This is a genomic window from Tenacibaculum adriaticum (genome assembly GCF_008124875.1).
Taxonomy (GTDB): Bacteria; Bacteroidota; Bacteroidia; order Flavobacteriales; family Flavobacteriaceae; genus Polaribacter; species Polaribacter adriaticus.
The window spans coordinates 327,900-344,133 of sequence record NZ_VNIA01000002.1 but is presented as its reverse complement, the minus strand read 5'-3'; the positions used below and the strand labels follow the sequence as shown (position 1 = coordinate 344,133).

14 protein-coding genes and 1 pseudogene are annotated in these 16,234 nt (G+C 32.5%); 14 read left to right on the top strand and 1 reads right to left on the bottom strand.

Annotated elements, in window-relative coordinates:
• The first annotated feature begins 90 nt into the window (after positions 1–90).
• The 7 genes from C7447_RS07105 (at position 91) to C7447_RS07075 (ending at position 9,808) form a co-directional block, all read left to right on the top strand.
• The gene (locus tag C7447_RS07105) at positions 91–1,290 is read left to right on the top strand and encodes an acetyl-CoA C-acetyltransferase (protein WP_148869818.1); all 1,200 of its coding nucleotides are present in this window, start codon (positions 91–93) and stop codon (positions 1,288–1,290) included.
• Between the two features lie 24 nt (positions 1,291–1,314).
• A complete protein-coding gene (locus tag C7447_RS07100; RefSeq protein ID WP_246143037.1) occupies positions 1,315–3,456 on the top strand; it encodes a 3-hydroxyacyl-CoA dehydrogenase NAD-binding domain-containing protein in 2,142 nt (713 codons plus the stop codon).
• A 23-nt stretch (positions 3,457–3,479) separates the two neighbouring features.
• Entirely contained in the window at positions 3,480–4,685 is a 1,206-nt protein-coding gene (locus C7447_RS07095; RefSeq protein WP_148869816.1) for an acyl-CoA dehydrogenase family protein, read from the top strand.
• Positions 4,686–4,735: 50 nt separating this feature from the next.
• Complete coding sequence (locus C7447_RS07090) at positions 4,736–5,803, top strand: CaiB/BaiF CoA transferase family protein (protein WP_148869815.1); 1,068 nt, start codon at positions 4,736–4,738, stop codon at positions 5,801–5,803.
• A gap of 805 nt (positions 5,804–6,608) precedes the next feature.
• The gene (locus tag C7447_RS07085) at positions 6,609–7,829 is read left to right on the top strand and encodes an efflux RND transporter periplasmic adaptor subunit (protein WP_148869814.1); all 1,221 of its coding nucleotides are present in this window, start codon (positions 6,609–6,611) and stop codon (positions 7,827–7,829) included.
• A gap of 8 nt (positions 7,830–7,837) precedes the next feature.
• Complete coding sequence (locus C7447_RS07080; protein WP_148869813.1) at positions 7,838–8,581, top strand: ABC transporter ATP-binding protein; 744 nt, start codon at positions 7,838–7,840, stop codon at positions 8,579–8,581.
• A 9-nt stretch (positions 8,582–8,590) separates the two neighbouring features.
• Positions 8,591–9,808: an ABC transporter permease gene (locus C7447_RS07075; RefSeq protein ID WP_148869812.1), complete on the top strand. Its 1,218-nt coding sequence runs from the start codon at positions 8,591–8,593 to the stop codon at positions 9,806–9,808.
• 52 nt (positions 9,809–9,860) lie between these two features.
• Here the strand turns inward: C7447_RS07075 and C7447_RS07070 are convergent, their stop codons facing one another.
• Positions 9,861–10,601: a hypothetical protein gene (locus tag C7447_RS07070; RefSeq protein WP_148869811.1), complete on the bottom strand. Its 741-nt coding sequence runs from the start codon at positions 10,599–10,601 to the stop codon at positions 9,861–9,863.
• A gap of 366 nt (positions 10,602–10,967) precedes the next feature.
• Here C7447_RS07070 and C7447_RS07065 point away from each other — a divergent pair, with 366 nt between their 5' ends.
• The 7 genes and pseudogenes from C7447_RS07065 (at position 10,968) to C7447_RS07035 (ending at position 16,228) form a co-directional block, all read left to right on the top strand.
• On the top strand, positions 10,968–11,165 hold the full coding sequence (locus tag C7447_RS07065) for a hypothetical protein (RefSeq protein WP_148869810.1): 198 nt from the start codon (positions 10,968–10,970) through the stop codon (positions 11,163–11,165).
• Positions 11,166–11,218: 53 nt separating this feature from the next.
• The gene (locus tag C7447_RS07060; protein WP_148869809.1) at positions 11,219–12,895 is read left to right on the top strand and encodes a tetratricopeptide repeat-containing sensor histidine kinase; all 1,677 of its coding nucleotides are present in this window, start codon (positions 11,219–11,221) and stop codon (positions 12,893–12,895) included.
• 3 nt (positions 12,896–12,898) lie between these two features.
• Positions 12,899–13,564 carry a response regulator transcription factor gene (locus tag C7447_RS07055; RefSeq protein WP_148869808.1) on the top strand — a complete coding sequence of 222 codons (666 nt, stop codon included), beginning with the start codon at positions 12,899–12,901 and terminating at the stop codon, positions 13,562–13,564.
• Between the two features lie 236 nt (positions 13,565–13,800).
• A pseudogene (locus tag C7447_RS07050) lies at positions 13,801–14,151 on the top strand (DUF4468 domain-containing protein); the annotation flags it as partial.
• Positions 14,152–14,256: 105 nt separating this feature from the next.
• A complete protein-coding gene (locus C7447_RS07045; RefSeq protein ID WP_148869806.1) occupies positions 14,257–14,796 on the top strand; it encodes a hypothetical protein in 540 nt (179 codons plus the stop codon).
• A complete protein-coding gene (locus tag C7447_RS07040) occupies positions 14,796–15,158 on the top strand; it encodes a hypothetical protein (RefSeq protein WP_148869805.1) in 363 nt (120 codons plus the stop codon). Before C7447_RS07045 ends, C7447_RS07040 begins: the two co-directional genes overlap by 1 nt.
• A gap of 5 nt (positions 15,159–15,163) precedes the next feature.
• Positions 15,164–16,228, top strand: a complete 1,065-nt coding sequence (locus tag C7447_RS07035; protein ID WP_148869804.1) for a type I restriction endonuclease — start codon at positions 15,164–15,166, stop codon at positions 16,226–16,228.
• The last annotated feature ends 6 nt before the right edge of the window (positions 16,229–16,234 follow it).

Here is a 16,234-nt window from a genome sequence, read left to right as displayed (position 1 = left end):
GATAAATATTTAATTAAATTTGTAACCATCTGGTCACAATATTTTTTTACAATATATGTTACCACTTAGTAACTTTAAACAAACAACTTTATGGAAGCATACATTTATGATGCCGTTAGAACACCTAGGGGAATAGGTAAAAAAACAGGAAGTTTAGCACAGGTGAGTCCTGTACAACTTACTACAACACTTCTAAAAGCATTAAAACAGCGTAATAATTTAGATACTTCTTTAGTAGAAGATCTTGTAATGGGATGTGTGACACAAGCAGGAGAACAAGGAGGAAACGTTGCTAAAGTGGCAGCACAGTGTGCTGAATATGGCGATCATTTAGCAGCAGTATCTTTAAACAGGTATTGTGCATCAGGTTTAGAAGCAGTAAACCAAGCTGCAGCGAGAGTACGATCGGGTTGGTCAAATTTAATTATAGCTGGTGGAGTAGAGTCGATGTCTAGAGTGCCGATGGGAATAGATGGTTCTTCATGGATCATGGAACCTGAAGCGGCTTTCGGAAAATTTGTGCCACAAGGTATTTCTGCAGATTTAATTGCATCTAAATACGGTTATAGCAGAAATGATGTTGACGCTTTTGCCGTAGCTTCTCAACAGCGTGCTACCAAAGCTAGAGACGCAGGATATTTTAATAAATCGATTATTCCTGTAAAAGATATCAACGGATTTACTCATTTGGCACATGATGAATATATAAGATCAAATACAACTCTAGAAGCGTTAGCAGGCTTAAGACCCTCTTTTGCTAAAATGGGAGAGCAATTGTTTGATCAAACAGCAATAGATAAATATGTTGAAGTAGAACGCATCAATCACATACACCATGCAGGAAATTCCTCTGGCTTAGTAGATGGGGCTGCTTTGATGTTGATTGGAAATAAAGAGGTAGGAGAAAAGTTAGGTTTAAAACCAAGAGCTGTAATTAAAATGGGGACTGTTATAGGTTCAGAGCCTTTAATTATGTTGGAAGGTCCGACTCCTGCCACTCAAAAAGCACTTCACATGGCGGGGATGAATGCTTCTGATATTGATTTATGGGAAGTTAACGAAGCTTTTGCAGTGGTTCCTTTACGATTAATGGAAAACATGAACGTAGATCATTCTAAAGTAAATGTAAACGGAGGAGCCATTGCGATGGGGCACCCTCTTGGAGCAACGGGTTGTATGATTTTAGGAACTGCTTTAGACGAGTTAGAGCGACAAGATAAAAGTACTGCTTTAGCTACACTTTGTGTAGGAGGAGGAATGGGTATTGCTACAATAATAGAACGCGTTTAATCAACAATAAAAGAAAGTATTAAAATGGAACATATAAACTATACGATAGACGCAAACGGTATTGCTTTTATTACTTGGGATGTAGTAAATTCTCCGGTTAATATCATGAATGCAGTAACCATGCCTGCTTTTTTCAGTACCATGGATAAAGCCTTAGAAGATGATACGGTGAAGGGAATAGTAATTAATTCTGCTAAAAACGATTTTATCGCAGGAGGAGATCTAAAATGGTTTTTAAACTACGATAAATCTAAAGAAGATTGCTATAACATGCTTTTAGAAACGCATAAAGCAATGCGTAGAATGGAAGTTAGTGAAAAACCTATTGTTGCTGCTATGAACGGTTTAGCTTTAGGTGGCGGATTAGAGCTTGCATTGGCGTGTAATCACAGGATCATGACTGCGCATCCAAAAAATAAAACCGGGTTGATAGAATGTTCTGTGGGATTATTTCCAGGAGCAGGAGGTACACAACGTTACTTAAGAATGTTAGGGCCGCAAAAAACAATTCAGTATATCACACAATCTAAAAAGTTTAGTGCAGCACAGGCTTTAAAAGAAGGCATTGTAAGCGAAATTTGTGCTCCAGAAGAAGATATTAATACAAAAGCCAAAGAATGGATCTTAGTCAATGAAAAGACGCAACAACCTTGGGATAATAAACGATTCCAAGTTCCGGGAACTCCTGTGGGTGTCGGGCAATTATCGGGGATAACAGAGTTTTTCAGCGTGTCTAACGCCATGGCTTTTAAAAATACGCATGGAAACATGCCGCACATTAAAAATGTATTAAGCGCTATTTACTATGGAGCTTCTTGTGGAATTGATAATGCGTTAGAAATAGAGGCTAGATATTTTACAGATACCTTGTTTACTAAAGAGAGTAAAAATATTATCCGTTCTTCATTTATTTTTATTGGAGATGCTGCTAAAGGAAAAGCAAAACCTAAAGGATTTGAAAAAACTACCTATAACAAAATTGGAGTTTTAGGTGCTGGTATGATGGGAGCGGGAATTGCCTATGTAAGCGCAAAAGCCGGATTAGAGGTTGTTTTAAAGGATATAAGTAAAGAAGGAGCAGAAAAAGGCAAGAGTTATTCTCAAATCGTTGAAAACAAGAAGTTAGAAAAAGGATATACAACCCAAGAAAAGATAGATGCTCTTTTAGAGAATATTTATCCGTCGGCTGATGTTAACGATCTAAAAGATTGCGATCTCATTATTGAAGCTGTTTTTGAGAATGAAAAACTTAAAAATACCGTAACTAAAGAAACGGAGTCAGTAATTAAAGACGAAGTTATTTATGCTTCTAATACATCAAGTATTCCAATTACCACATTGGCGAAAGCATCCTCTAAGCCAGATAAATATATCGGTTTACACTTTTTCTCTCCGGTAGATAAAATGCCTTTGGTTGAAGTGATTGTAGGAAATGAAACTTCCGATGAAACTTTAGCTGCTGCTATAGATTATGTGATTAAAATACGTAAAGTACCAATCGTTGTAAACGATGGACGTGGATTCTTCACTTCTCGAGTTTTTGGAAAATTCGTAAACGAAGGAATTTCAATGCTTTCTGAAGGAATTCCGCCGGCAGTGATTGAAAATGTGGCTAAGAAAATAGGTATGCCTGTAGGTCCGTTAGCCATTTCAGACGAAGTGAATTTAAAGCTAATGTTAGATGTTATGGGGGAAGATCCTACACTTACCAAACATGAAAAACAGTTAGAAAAATTAATCGGGGATATTATAAAAGAACACGGTAGAACGGGAAAGAAAGAAGGAGCAGGTTTTTACGAATATCCAAACGGGGCAAAAAAATACCTTTGGTCAGAATGGAAAAAAATATTCCCTGTAAAAGAAGACTATGATGAGGAAGAAGTAGGAAGAAGATTACTTTTTGCCATGGTTATAGATGCCTATAAGTGTATTGATTCGGGGGTTTTAAAAGAGCCTAAAGATGCCGATGTGGGATCTATTTTAGGTTTAGGTTTTCCAATTCATACAGGAGGTGTAATGTCTTATATCGATTATATAGGAGCGTCAGAATTTGCTTCTTACAGCGAAAAACTAGCGACTCAATACGGTGAGCGTTTCGAATTACCAAAGAGTCTTAAAGAATTGATAGAAAAAGCAGAGAATAATAGAGTATTCTACAAAAATTAAACAAACAAAAAAAATAAAGAAACATGTTACAAAACGTTTTATTAGAAAGAGAAATTTATGCATCAGAAGAGCATAAAATGATGCAAGAAATGATTCAGGATTTCATTAAAAATGAAATTTTACCTCAAAATGAACAATGGGAAAAAGACGGTATGGTAAGCCGTGAAATTTGGGAGCGTGCTGGTGAATTAGGGTTATTATGTATTGATATGCCTGAAGAATATGGAGGTAGCGGATTAGATTTTAGCTATAGTGCCTTATTCATTGAAGAACTTTCTAAAAAAGGAATTAGTGGTCCTGGTTTTTCGTTGCACTCAGATATCGTAGCTCCCTATCTTTTAAAATATGGTACAGAGGCACAAAAGAAAAAGTACTTACCACAAATGGCTACCGGAAAAATGATTACCGCTATTGGTATGACAGAACCTAACTGTGGAAGTGATTTAAAAGCGTTAAGAACCACTGCGGTTGATAAAGGAGATCATTATTTAGTAAACGGACAAAAAACGTTTATAACCAATGGTTATATGTCGGATATGGCCGTAGTTGCTGTAAAAACAAATCCAGGAACAGAAAATGAAGGAGTTTCTTTATTAATTATGGAAAGTGCTTTAGAAGGTTTTGAAAAAGGGATTCCTTTTAAGAAAATTGGAATGAAAGCTCAAGATACATGTGAGTTATTCTTTGATAATGTGAAAGTTCCGAAAGAAAATTTATTAGGAGAAGAAGGGCAAGGATTTAAAATTATGATGACTGAATTGGCCAGAGAGCGATTAACAGTAGCAATAGTAGGAGTTGCTGTAGCAGAAGGTGCTATTACTGATACGATTGAGTATACATCTACAAGAACTGCTTTTAAACAACCAATCGCTGGTTTTCAAAACACGCAGTTTAAACTTGCTGAATGTGCTACACAATTACAAATTCATCAAGCATTTTTAGATCGTTGTATTGTGTTGATGGGAGAACATAAATTAACACCAGAAAGTGCTTCTATGGCAAAATATTCAGCGACAGATATGTGTGGAAAAGTAGTTGATGAATGTTTACAGTTATTCGGAGGATACGGTTACATGTGGGAATATCCGATTGCTCGTATGTATGCGGATAATAGAGTAGCAAGAATTTATGCGGGTACCAATGAAATCATGAAATTATTAATTGCCCGTGGTTTGTATAAAGAGTTGTTTCAACAAATGAGAGCAATGCAAAAAGCAAAAAAGAAATAATTTAATATATTAAAGTTAAGTTTTAAATAAAATAGTTTAATTAACTAATAATGAAACAAATAAAACCTTTAAAAGAAATTCGTGTTTTAGATTTTACACGGTTGCTTCCTGGTCCGTTAGGAACTCATTTTTTGAGTGAAATGGGCGCAGAAGTAATCAAGGTTGAAAGTCCGAAACGATTGGATTATACACGTTTTTATCAACCAAAAATGGGTGACACTTCGGTTTTGTTTCATTTAATGAATAACAACAAAGAGTCTTTACAGATCGACTACGAATCTTCCGAAGGGAAAAAATTGATACATCAAAAAATTAAAGAGACAGATATTTTAATAGAACAATTCAGACCCGGTGCAATGGCAAGTTTTGGTCTCTCTTTTGAGGATGTCAAGAAACTCAATCCGAAGATCGTATACATTTCCATAACAGGATATGGACAAACCGGAGCGCTAAAAGACAAAGCAGGACATGATTTAAATTATTTAGCGCTTTCTGGGTTGTTAGATTTGAATAAAGACGAAAGAGGGAAGCCAGTAATACCAGGATTTCAAATTGCTGATATTGCTGGTGGATCTTATATGTTGTTGTCTGCTTGTACTAGCGGATTGTTAGCGCAACAACGCGAACAACAGGCACAATACATCGATCTATCTCTTTTAGATGCTGTCATTCCTTTAGGGGCTATTGCTCATGGAATGGATCAAGGAGGTGTTTCTTATAAAGATATGCCTATTTTAAGCGGTGGTTTGGTTAATTACAATGTGTATGCGTGTAAAGATGCAACATGGATTGCTTTAGGTGCTTTAGAACTGAAATTTTGGAATAGTTTCTGCGAAATGGTTGCAAAACCCGATTGGAAAACATCCAACGAAGCGCAACTCATTGATGGTTTTTTTGATAAAGAGAAGTTAGAAGCGTTATTCAAGGAAAAAACAAGAGATGAATGGGTGTCAATGGCAAAAGAGTATGATATCTGTTTGTCGCCAATCTTATCTCAAAAAGAGGTTCTTCAACAAGCACACACAAAAGACAGAGGCGTTTTTAAGGATACTTCAGTAAAAGAAAAAACCATTAAAACCTACGCAAGCCCTTTTAAGGTTTATACCAATGAGGACTAAATTAACGTTACAAAATCATTTTTTATATAGAGCAGCTAGTATTAGTTGCTTTTTTTTGTTGAAAATCTCCGCTCTACTTTTTGAGAAAATTCACTCGAACTGACAATAACATGTCACCCTGAGCGCAGTCGAAGGGTCTCATCAATATTTTTCAATGCTTGTCATTCCTGCGAAGGCAGGAATCTAAAAGTAAAAGAACCTAATTATAAGATTAGCTTGTGCTGAACTTACGTTTCCGCACTAAATGCGGAATGACATGAAAAAGCAAAAGTGTGATAAGAAGGGTCTCATCATATCTGTTTGGTGTGATTTCTCGATAAACTTCGTTTGGTATCTTCAATCAAAATATATTTTAATTTCAATAAAGCTCGAAAAGACAGTAATAAGTCGACATTCGATTCGCAAGCGAGCGTCAAACTGTTGTAGAGAAGGTAAAAAAGAAATGCTGTTTGAGCATAGCGAGTTTATTTCTTTTCCTTCTCAAAACCAACTTTGACCGCTGAGAATCGTAGTCTTGATTTTTTGTTTCTTTTGTATCAAGACAAAAGAATAGAGCTGTCATTGCGAGGAAACATAGTGACGAAGCAATCTGTTTAATATGCGTTACAATAACCAGTTCTCGATACAATTTTACTCCGTAAAATCACTCGAACTGACAATCCTAAAAGAAAATGTCATTCAAAAACGCACAACGAATTAAAAGTACATCAATTGAGCTTTTAAAAACCATACCTGATGAATATCATGGTTATAATAAGTTCTTCAATCTACTTTTGACCCTATAAGTTTTGTCAAATACGTAATTATGAAAAAATTGAAATGGATTATTCCACTAGTTTTAGCAATAGGAGGAGCAGTGTATTTTTTTGTTGTCAAACCTAAAATTGATGCAAAAAATATTGAATTCACCTATACATCAATAGAGAAAGGAGCTATTGAATCAATCGTTTCAAGTACAGGAACCTTAGAAGCGATCAATACCGTTGAAATTGGTACACAAATCTCTGGTACCATCAAAAGAATCTACGTTGATTATAATGACAAAGTAAAAGCAGGACAGCTTCTTGCTGAAATGGATTTGAAATTATTACAAACCAATTTAGTAAGCGCTCAGGCTAATTTAGCAGTGAGTCAAGCGCAGTTAAGTCAAGCAACCGTAGAATTCAACAGAAATAAAATTCTTTTTGAAAAAGGAGTCATTTCTGATAAGGAATTTACCAATACAAAATACACGTACGATCAAGCTAAAAGTGCCACAAAAGCGGCATCGGCAGCAGTTAAAAACATTCAGGTTAACATTCAATTTGCTCGAATAACATCACCTATAAGCGGTACTGTAATTGAGCGAAGTGTAGAAGAAGGGCAAACAGTGGCGGCATCGTTTGCAACGCCAAAAATGTTTGTTATTGCTGAAGATCTTTCTAAAATGCAAATTTTAGCAGATGTTGATGAAAGTGATATCGGCTATGTTCAAAACAAAATGAATGTAAGGTTCACTGTGCAAACCTATCCAGACAAAGAGTTTTTAGGAGTTGTAAGTCAAATTCGTTTACAACCTATTCAAGTAAGTAACGTAGTTAATTATCAGGTGGTTGTGGATGTTGACAATACAGATGGTTTGTTATTACCGGGAATGACTGCAAATCTTGAATTTATTACCCAAAAAGCAAGTGATGTGTTTCTTATTAACAATTCAGCGTTGCGCTTTAGACCTAACGAATTGATGTTAGAAAACATGAAATTGGTTTTGGAAGAGAAAGCTAAAACGGTGCTTCCAGATTCTATTCATCAAGAGTTTGTAAAAGCAATTAATAATGAAGAAACTTATATTCCAGGTAAATTTAAAAAGAGTTTGCCTAGAAATACTGATGGTTTTTTCTATAAAAATGAAGCAGGAACTCTCGATTTTAAATTCATTGAAATTGGTATAAAAACAGGTTTGCAATCGGAAGTAAAACGATTTTTTGATGGTTCAGAAGTATCAGAAGGCATAAAGGTAATTAACGGTATTAAAACCAAGAAATAGGAGAGGATATGCCCAAAAAGAAAGTCATAGAAACCAGAAAATTAGGTCGTGTATTTAAAAACGGAGAGATACAAGTACACGCACTTACCGGTATTGATATTACTATTGAAGAAGGAGAATTTGTCGCGTTGATGGGATCCTCAGGATCAGGAAAATCAACTTTGTTACATATTTTAGGATGTTTAGATCAGCCAACATCGGGCGAGTATTATTTAGACGGCGTGCATGTAAACAAACTGAATAAAAACCAGTTAGCAGACATTAGAAATCAAAAAATAGGCTTCATTTTTCAGAGTTATAATTTGTTATCGCGTACCACAGCACTCGAAAATGTAGAATTACCCTTGGTGTACGACAGAACAGGGCGTTTTTCTAATTCAAAAGAACTTGCTAGAAAAGCATTAGAACAAGTAGGATTGGGAGATAGAACACATCATAAAACCAATGAATTGTCTGGTGGACAACAACAGCGTGTTGCCATTGCCAGAGCATTGGTAAACGATCCATCATTGATCTTATCCGACGAAGCAACAGGAAATTTAGACAGTAAAGCCAGTATTGATATTGCCGATTTGTTTGTGCGATTAAACAATGAAGGAAAAACCATTTTAATGATTACCCACGAGCCCGAAATTGCTCAGTTTGCCAAACGCATGATCTATTTAAGAGATGGTAAGGTATTAACCGATGAGCTGATAAAAAACAGAAGCACTAAAGAAAGTGCGTTAAAAGATTTAGAGTCAACTACATAATTAGATATTATGAAACAATTACTAAAAACATTTAAAGTAGCATTTCAATCTATCTATAAAAATAGAACTCGTAGTTTACTTACTGCACTTGGTATTATTATTGGGGTAGCAGCGGTTATTATGACCATTTCTGCGGGTGAAGGTGCTACACAAGAAGTACAAAGTCAAATATCGGGGTTAGGAACTAATTTATTAATGATCAGTACCAAAACAGAACACAGAGCAGGAATAGATGTAAGGATGGGAAGACCTGTAGATGAAAAAGACTTTGATATATTGCAAAAAAACTCGGTTTGGATGTCAAAACTATCTCCTTTAGTAGCTAACGGAGTGCGTGCTATTGGTCCGCAAGGAAATAAATCAACCACCATTTACGGGGTGTCATCTGATTATTTTGATATTTTGAGTCGGGAGATCATTTCCGGAGATATTTTTACAGAAGAAGATGTTAAAGCCGCACGTAAAGTCTGTGTAATTGGTGAAACCATTAAAAGAGAACTGTTTGCAGGGTCTGATCCTGTGGGGCGTCAAATACGAATTAACAAAGTACCGTTTACCATTGTAGGGCTTTTAAAAGAAGAGGGGAAAGGCACCATGGGGCAAGATCAAGATGATATGCTTATTGCACCGTATACCACAATTTTAAACCGGTTGTACGGACGCAGAAGAGGCTATAACATGATTATGGCCAGTGCTATTAGTGAAGACCATATTGAAGATGCCGAAATTGAAGCCACGGAACTTTTAAGAGAATCACACCGTATTTTAGAAGGTGAGGAAGACGATTTTGAAGTAACCACACAAATTGAACTTCAAGAAATCACCGGAAATGTAACGGGTATTTTAACCTTAATTTTAGGTGCCATAGCCAGTATTTCATTAATTGTGGGCGGTATTGGTATTATGAATATTATGTTGGTTTCGGTTACCGAGCGTACCCGAGAGATTGGTACCCGATTAGCCATTGGTGCCAGAGAGAGCGATATTTTAACTCAGTTCTTAATAGAAGCGATTGTGTTGAGTTTAGCCGGTGGCATTTTAGGAATTATTCTCGGTGTTATAGGTAACCAAATTATTTATGAAGCGACTGATTTTTACATACCTACAGCGGTAAACTCTATTTTAATTGGTTTTGGTTTCTCGGTATTGGTAGGCGTGGTTTTTGGGTATTTTCCTGCCCGTAAAGCGGCACGTTTAAATCCTATTGATGCTTTGAGGTATGAGTAGATGGTTTTTTAATAATTGTAACGCCTAAATAATAATTTTTAGGCGTTTTTATTTAGTTGTAAGTTTCGCAAATGTATTTTTTAATCATATATGTTGTTATTGGCTTCAATGTTTTTCCTGTTTCTGGATGTAATCCAACTGAAGTAAATAATTCTAATTCACCTTTTCTATTCTTTCCATACCAAACATTAATACTTCCATCTTTTTTAAAAAATAAAGTTTCACAGTTAGGAATTATCTTTCTAAAGTTTTCTATTCTATCCTTTTTAAATAATTTTAATTGATTCAAATTATATTTCTCTGTATCAAATTTAACCTCTACATAATGATCTTCTTTCCAAACCATCCAACGTTGTTTATTTATTGATGAAATTGTAAATACTATAATGATCATCAGAAAACTTATCAGAAATACCACTTTGTTAGCTTTTATGAAAGCTATGAATTTTTTATTATTTCTCTCGTTTTTGACATTATCTAAATCATCTGATTTTTTTGCTTCTAATGAATTTTGAGTTTTTGAAATAAAATCAGCATAATTATCAAAACCTACATATTTACATAAAGCTTGAGTTACTTTAGGTTGTTTAATTTCTATAATTATTTCTTCTGAATTTATAGCATCTTTATATAAGTTTCGTAAGCTTTTTTCTCCAAAAGTACATTTAAATTGGTTCCATAAAATAGCAGAAATTCTTTCAGATAATTTAGTGGTTGAAGCGATAATTCCTGTTTCATTTTCTTCATCATTTTTTGCTTTTTGAAAGGCTAGTAGTATTAGTTTTTTATGCATTTGTATTCCTTTTTCATGTTTGTTAAAGTTAAAAAAAATTGATTGGAAAAATTTTGGAAAATCTTTTCCAAAACCTTTCCAAAGTCTTTCACATACTTCTGGACAAATCTCTTTTCATTTGTATCAGAATTAATTGTTGCCTTACTCGTAATAAGGCTTACGAGTGACATTAATTTTAAAACTGGAGCTGCAAGGTAAAGTTGTTTAGCTAATTGGGAAGTAACTACACTTCTTTACTTCTACTCTCCATACTTCCCTAAAAAAGAGAAACATCTCTGATTTATTAACGTGTTGTTAAACAACAAAAAAGAGCTGAGTGAAATACTCGGACAGCAACACTATTGTCCAATTTTAAAATATAACAAAATGAAAAAAATAATATTAATTATGCTTACGGTTTTCCTTAATTCAGTATTCATTTCATGTACTGATGATGATGAAATTGTAAAAGATGATACAAAAGCAGTTATTAAGAATCAGATTCAAAGTAATGCAGAAGATTGTTGTGATGGAGATGGAGAAATTTTACCGCCACCTCCACCGCCGCCGCCAACTAATCCTTAAAAAAGTAAAGAATGAATATTATCTAACTTAAAATTAGTTAGTATTTTAGAGGAATGAAAAAGATAAAACTTTCATTCCTCTTTTTTTATTTATTAATAGTTAGCATTTATTCAAAAAAGATAAATGCTCAGCAAACTAAAGATAGTTTAAGTTATTATTATAACCTTCAAGTAAATTCCAAAAAAAGTACAGATTTAATTTTGGCTTTAAACTTTTACAATAGGAATAAAAATTTCAATTTAAAAAAGAAAGATACTTTTGATGCTATTCAAAATTTAAGATTTATAGCAAGTATTCAAAATAAGTTGGGATTTGTTCACGAAAGTGAAGCAACATCTGTCTCAGCTCTTGAATTAATAAATAATATAAAATCAAATAAAAAAACAATCAAGGCTAAAATAGGAATATATAATCACCTAGGCATTATTAACAAGGAATTGAAAAATTATGATAGAGCTTTAGAGTTTTACAATAAGGTTTTAGAAATAGAAAAATCTCCAGTTAATATCAACATTGCACTTAATAATAAAGCTAATTTAAATAGGGTTCAAAATAACTTTGAAGATGCTTTAATTGACTTCACTCAAGTTTATAGTAACAGTTTAAAACTTAAAGACACAGTTCAAATAGCTAGAGCATTAGATAATATGGGGTTAACTAAATCTAAATTAAATATCCCTTCTGCGGAGAAAGACATGTTGTCTGCTTTAAAAATGAGGGTAAAAAAAAATAATTCTTATGAAAATTTTGTAAGTCATATACATTTATCTGAGCATTATAAAGATCAACAACAACAAAAGAAGGCTTTATTACATGCAAATAAAGCTCTTATGATAAGTAAATTAATAAATAGCAAATCTCTTCAGGTTACAGCATTGTCCGCAATAGTTAATCTAAATAATAATCCGAAAATTTTGGAGTATAAAAGATTAACTGATAGTATTTCATTAGCAAAACAATTAAATGAAAATAAGTTTGCTTCAATGAAATATGATTTTTCAGAAGAAAGAAGAAAAGCAGAAGAAGCTAAACGCATGCTTGTTGAAAGCCAATTAGGAAAAGAAAAGCAAAAACAATTAAAATTTGTCTATTTAGCTATTGGATTATTTACACTTTTAACTTCAGTTTTTTCATATTTTATCTTAAAATCTAAACATAAAAAAGAAAAGTTACAACAAGTATATAACACTGAAACACGTATTTCTAAAAAAGTTCATGATGAAGTTGCTAATGATGTTTACCATGTAATGACAAAATTACAAGGTAATGTAAATGTTAAGGAAGAAGTTTTAGATGATTTGGAAGGGATATATACCAAAACGAGAGATATTTCTAAAGAAAATAGCACAATTAATGTTGATGATGATTTTGATGAGTTACTGAAAGATTTACTCTTAAGTTATAAAAGTGATGATGTAAATGTGATGACTAGAAACATTTCTAAAGTGAATTGGAAAAAGGTTTCGAAAGAAAAAAAGACTACTATTTATAGAGTACTTCAGGAACTAATGACCAATATGAAGAAATATAGTGAAGCTTCCATTGTTCTATTAGCTTTCAATCAAACCAATAACAACATCGCCATAGAGTACAGCGATAATGGTATTGGGTGCGATATAAAAAAACATAATGGTTTACAGAATGTGGAAAACCGTATACAATCTGTAAATGGAAAAATTACTTTTGATTCTCAGATTAATAATGGTTTTAAAGTAAAAATCACAGTTTAAACTATGTTTACAAAGGTTTTAATTTCAGATGATTTAGGAAGCATCAATCAAGGAGTATTGTCAGTATTAGATAACTTAGGTATCAATAATGTACAACAAGTACAATATTGTGATGATGCCTATCTTAAAATTAAAAGAGCAATATTAGATGAAGCTCCCTATGATTTATTAATAACGGACTTATCTTTTAAAGCAGATCATCGAGAACAAAAATACCCTTCTGGTGAAGATTTAATCAGAGCTTTAAAGCAAGAACACCCTGAGCTTAAAATTATAGCGTATTCCGTAGAAGATCGTCTTCAAAAAGTACGATTGTTGATGAATACCTATCATACAGATGCGTATGTATGCAAAGGTAGGCACGGTTTGGTAGAATTAGAAAAGGCAATTCAATTGGTTTATGATAACAAAAACTATTTATCTCCGCAAGTAGCGCAAGCTATAAGCCATAAGACAGATTTAGAAATAAACGATTACGATATCGAATTGGTAAAACTATTATCTAATGGTTTATCGCAAGAAGATATAAGTATACATCTTAAAGATAATAACATCTCACCAAGTAGTTTAAGTTCTGTAGAAAAACGGCTTAACAAACTTCGTATTCAATTTAAAGCCAATAACGCTATACACTTAGTAGCAATTGTTAAAGATTTAGGCTTAATATAATTTGCTTTTTTATTATTTATTGTCTTTGTGGTAAACCGTAAGGATAACTTTATTAATGAATTTATTTTTGTTAAACAACTAACAATAATATTAAAATAAATTTATTATGAAATTTAAAAAAGTAGTTCTTGCAATTTTAATTGTTTTAAATTTTTCATGTGTTTCTGTAAAAACTTTGACATATGAAGGAAATCCTATTATCAAAACAATTCAATTAGAGTCAAAAAAAAAGCTCCAACTATATAAAGGCCAATGAGTGGATGGTAGAAGCTTTTGGTAATGCAGAAAGTGTCATTCAATTTGTAGATAAAGAAGCAGGTATCATAAAGGGAAAATATATGATGTATCCAGGGAAAACAGCTACACAATATTCTCCCGAAACTCTATCTTATTTTGCAATGATTACATTGAGAGTAAAGGACAAAGCAGCCAAAATAGAAATTGAACCTATTAACAAATTTACAGTAACAAACTACATGGGGACTAAAATAGGTTTTACCCCCGAATTATTTAAAGCTTCTGCTGAAAAATTAGTATTAAGTTTTGCTTCAAAAATGCAACTTGATTCAGAAAATGATAATTGGTAATGACTTATTTTTCATGTAATAAAACAAAACCTTATGGTATTCCGTAAGGTTTTGTTTTTTAAGTAGTTTAAGTTTGAAGTGTTAAACTCAACAATACTACTAATTATGAATAAACATTCAATTATTACACTAATAATTTTATTAATGACTTCTGGTGTTTTTTGCCAAGAGCAAAAAGAGCAGAAATCTAAAATGCAAGAATTTGTATCCAAAACAGGAACAATTCTAAAATTCGAAGATTATAAACTACCAAATGTTAAGTTATCGTATGCTGTAACAGAATCAAAAATAAGAAAAATCATTAGTGGTAGTGAGGAAAAGATGTTTTTTCAAATTTCAAAAAAAGGGAAGTATGGTGATAAAACGGCCTCAATTGCTTATGAGGATTTATTAGAAGTACAAAAAGCATTATTAAACTTAAAAACTCAAACAGAAACAGATATGAATACTCTGTCTGATTATTTAGAAAATAAGTTCATAACTGAAGACGGTTTTGAGATTGGTTATTATGTAAGTAAAGGAAAAATAACTTGGTATATAAACCTTGAGAAGTATGGTAGTGATAATACTGTATTTACAAAAGATTATAAAGTATTTGAAAACATGTTTAAATCAGGTAAGGAAAAAATAGAGGAATTAAAATAATGAAAAAGTTTGGTATTATATTTTTAATGTTGAGTGTCAATTTTTCCTTCTCTCAAGAAGTAAATTGTGAAGACTTGCAAGAGTTTATTAAAACTAAAGGATACTATAAAACATCATTAGCTAATTATACTTTGGGTTCTTCATGGTTATATGAGGTAACTGCTTATGAGTATGATTATAAAATATATGTAATTGCAAAAATTAAAAGAAATGAATATGACTATTCTCCAAAGGCATATGTTTATTGCGGAATTCCTTCTCAAAATTGGAATAACTTTCAATATGGTGATTATAACGATTCAGATTCCTACGGTGAACGTTTTCATGAATATATAAAAGACTATGAATGTAATTGTAATTAATAACTATGGAACTCCAAAGCAAACTTAAAGCAATAGCTGATAAAATAAATCAGCTAAAAGACAAAATAGAAACTGAAGAATCTACCAAACATGCATTTGTATTACCGTTTATAAATGCATTAGGTTATGATACGTTTAATCCATTAGAGGTTGTTCCTGAGTTTATAGCAGATATAGGCCTTAAAAAAGGAGAAAAAGTAGATTATGCTATTTTTCAAAATGAGATACCAATTTTAATTATAGAATGTAAGAATTGGAAGGAGGGTTTAGATAATCATAATTCACAACTATTTAGGTATTTTCATGTTACAAAAACCCGTTTTGCTCTATTAACGAATGGAATTCAATATCGGTTTTATACAGATTTAGAACAAACAAATAAAATGGATGAAAAACCATTTTTAGAGTTTGACATTACCAAAATAAAAGATAACGATGTTCATGAAATAGGTAAGTTTCATAAGTCAAATTTTGATGTAGATAAAATAGTTAATAATGCAAGCTCTTTAAAGTATACAAAAGAGATAAGGAAATGTATTTCAAATGAATTAACTAGTTCATCTTCTGAATTTGTAAGATTATTTGCCAATAGAGTTTATTCAGGTCGGCTAACAGAAAAAGTAATGAATGAGTTCACAGAGTTAGTTCAAAAAGCTTTTAACCAGGTTGTTAGCGAGAAAGTAAATGATCGTTTAAATGCTGCACTTAACAAAGAATCTGAAAAGCAACAAGAAGAAGCTATAGAAATTGAAGAAGAGGAAAGTAAAATAATCACAACAGAAGAAGAATTAGAAGGTTTTAGAATTGTAGTAGCTATTCTTAGGAGAAAACTATTAATTAATAGAATTTCTCATCGTGATACACAATCTTATTTCGGGATATTGTTAGATGATAATAATCGAAAACCTTTATGTAGACTTCATTTAAATGGAGGAAATAAATATTTAGGGTTATTTGATGAAAACAAGAATGAAACTAGAGAGTTGATAGAATCTGTCGATGATATTTATCAATTTGAAGAGCAATTGTTGCAAACGGTTGATTTTTATAATGTAATAAGCAATAATTAAAATTCA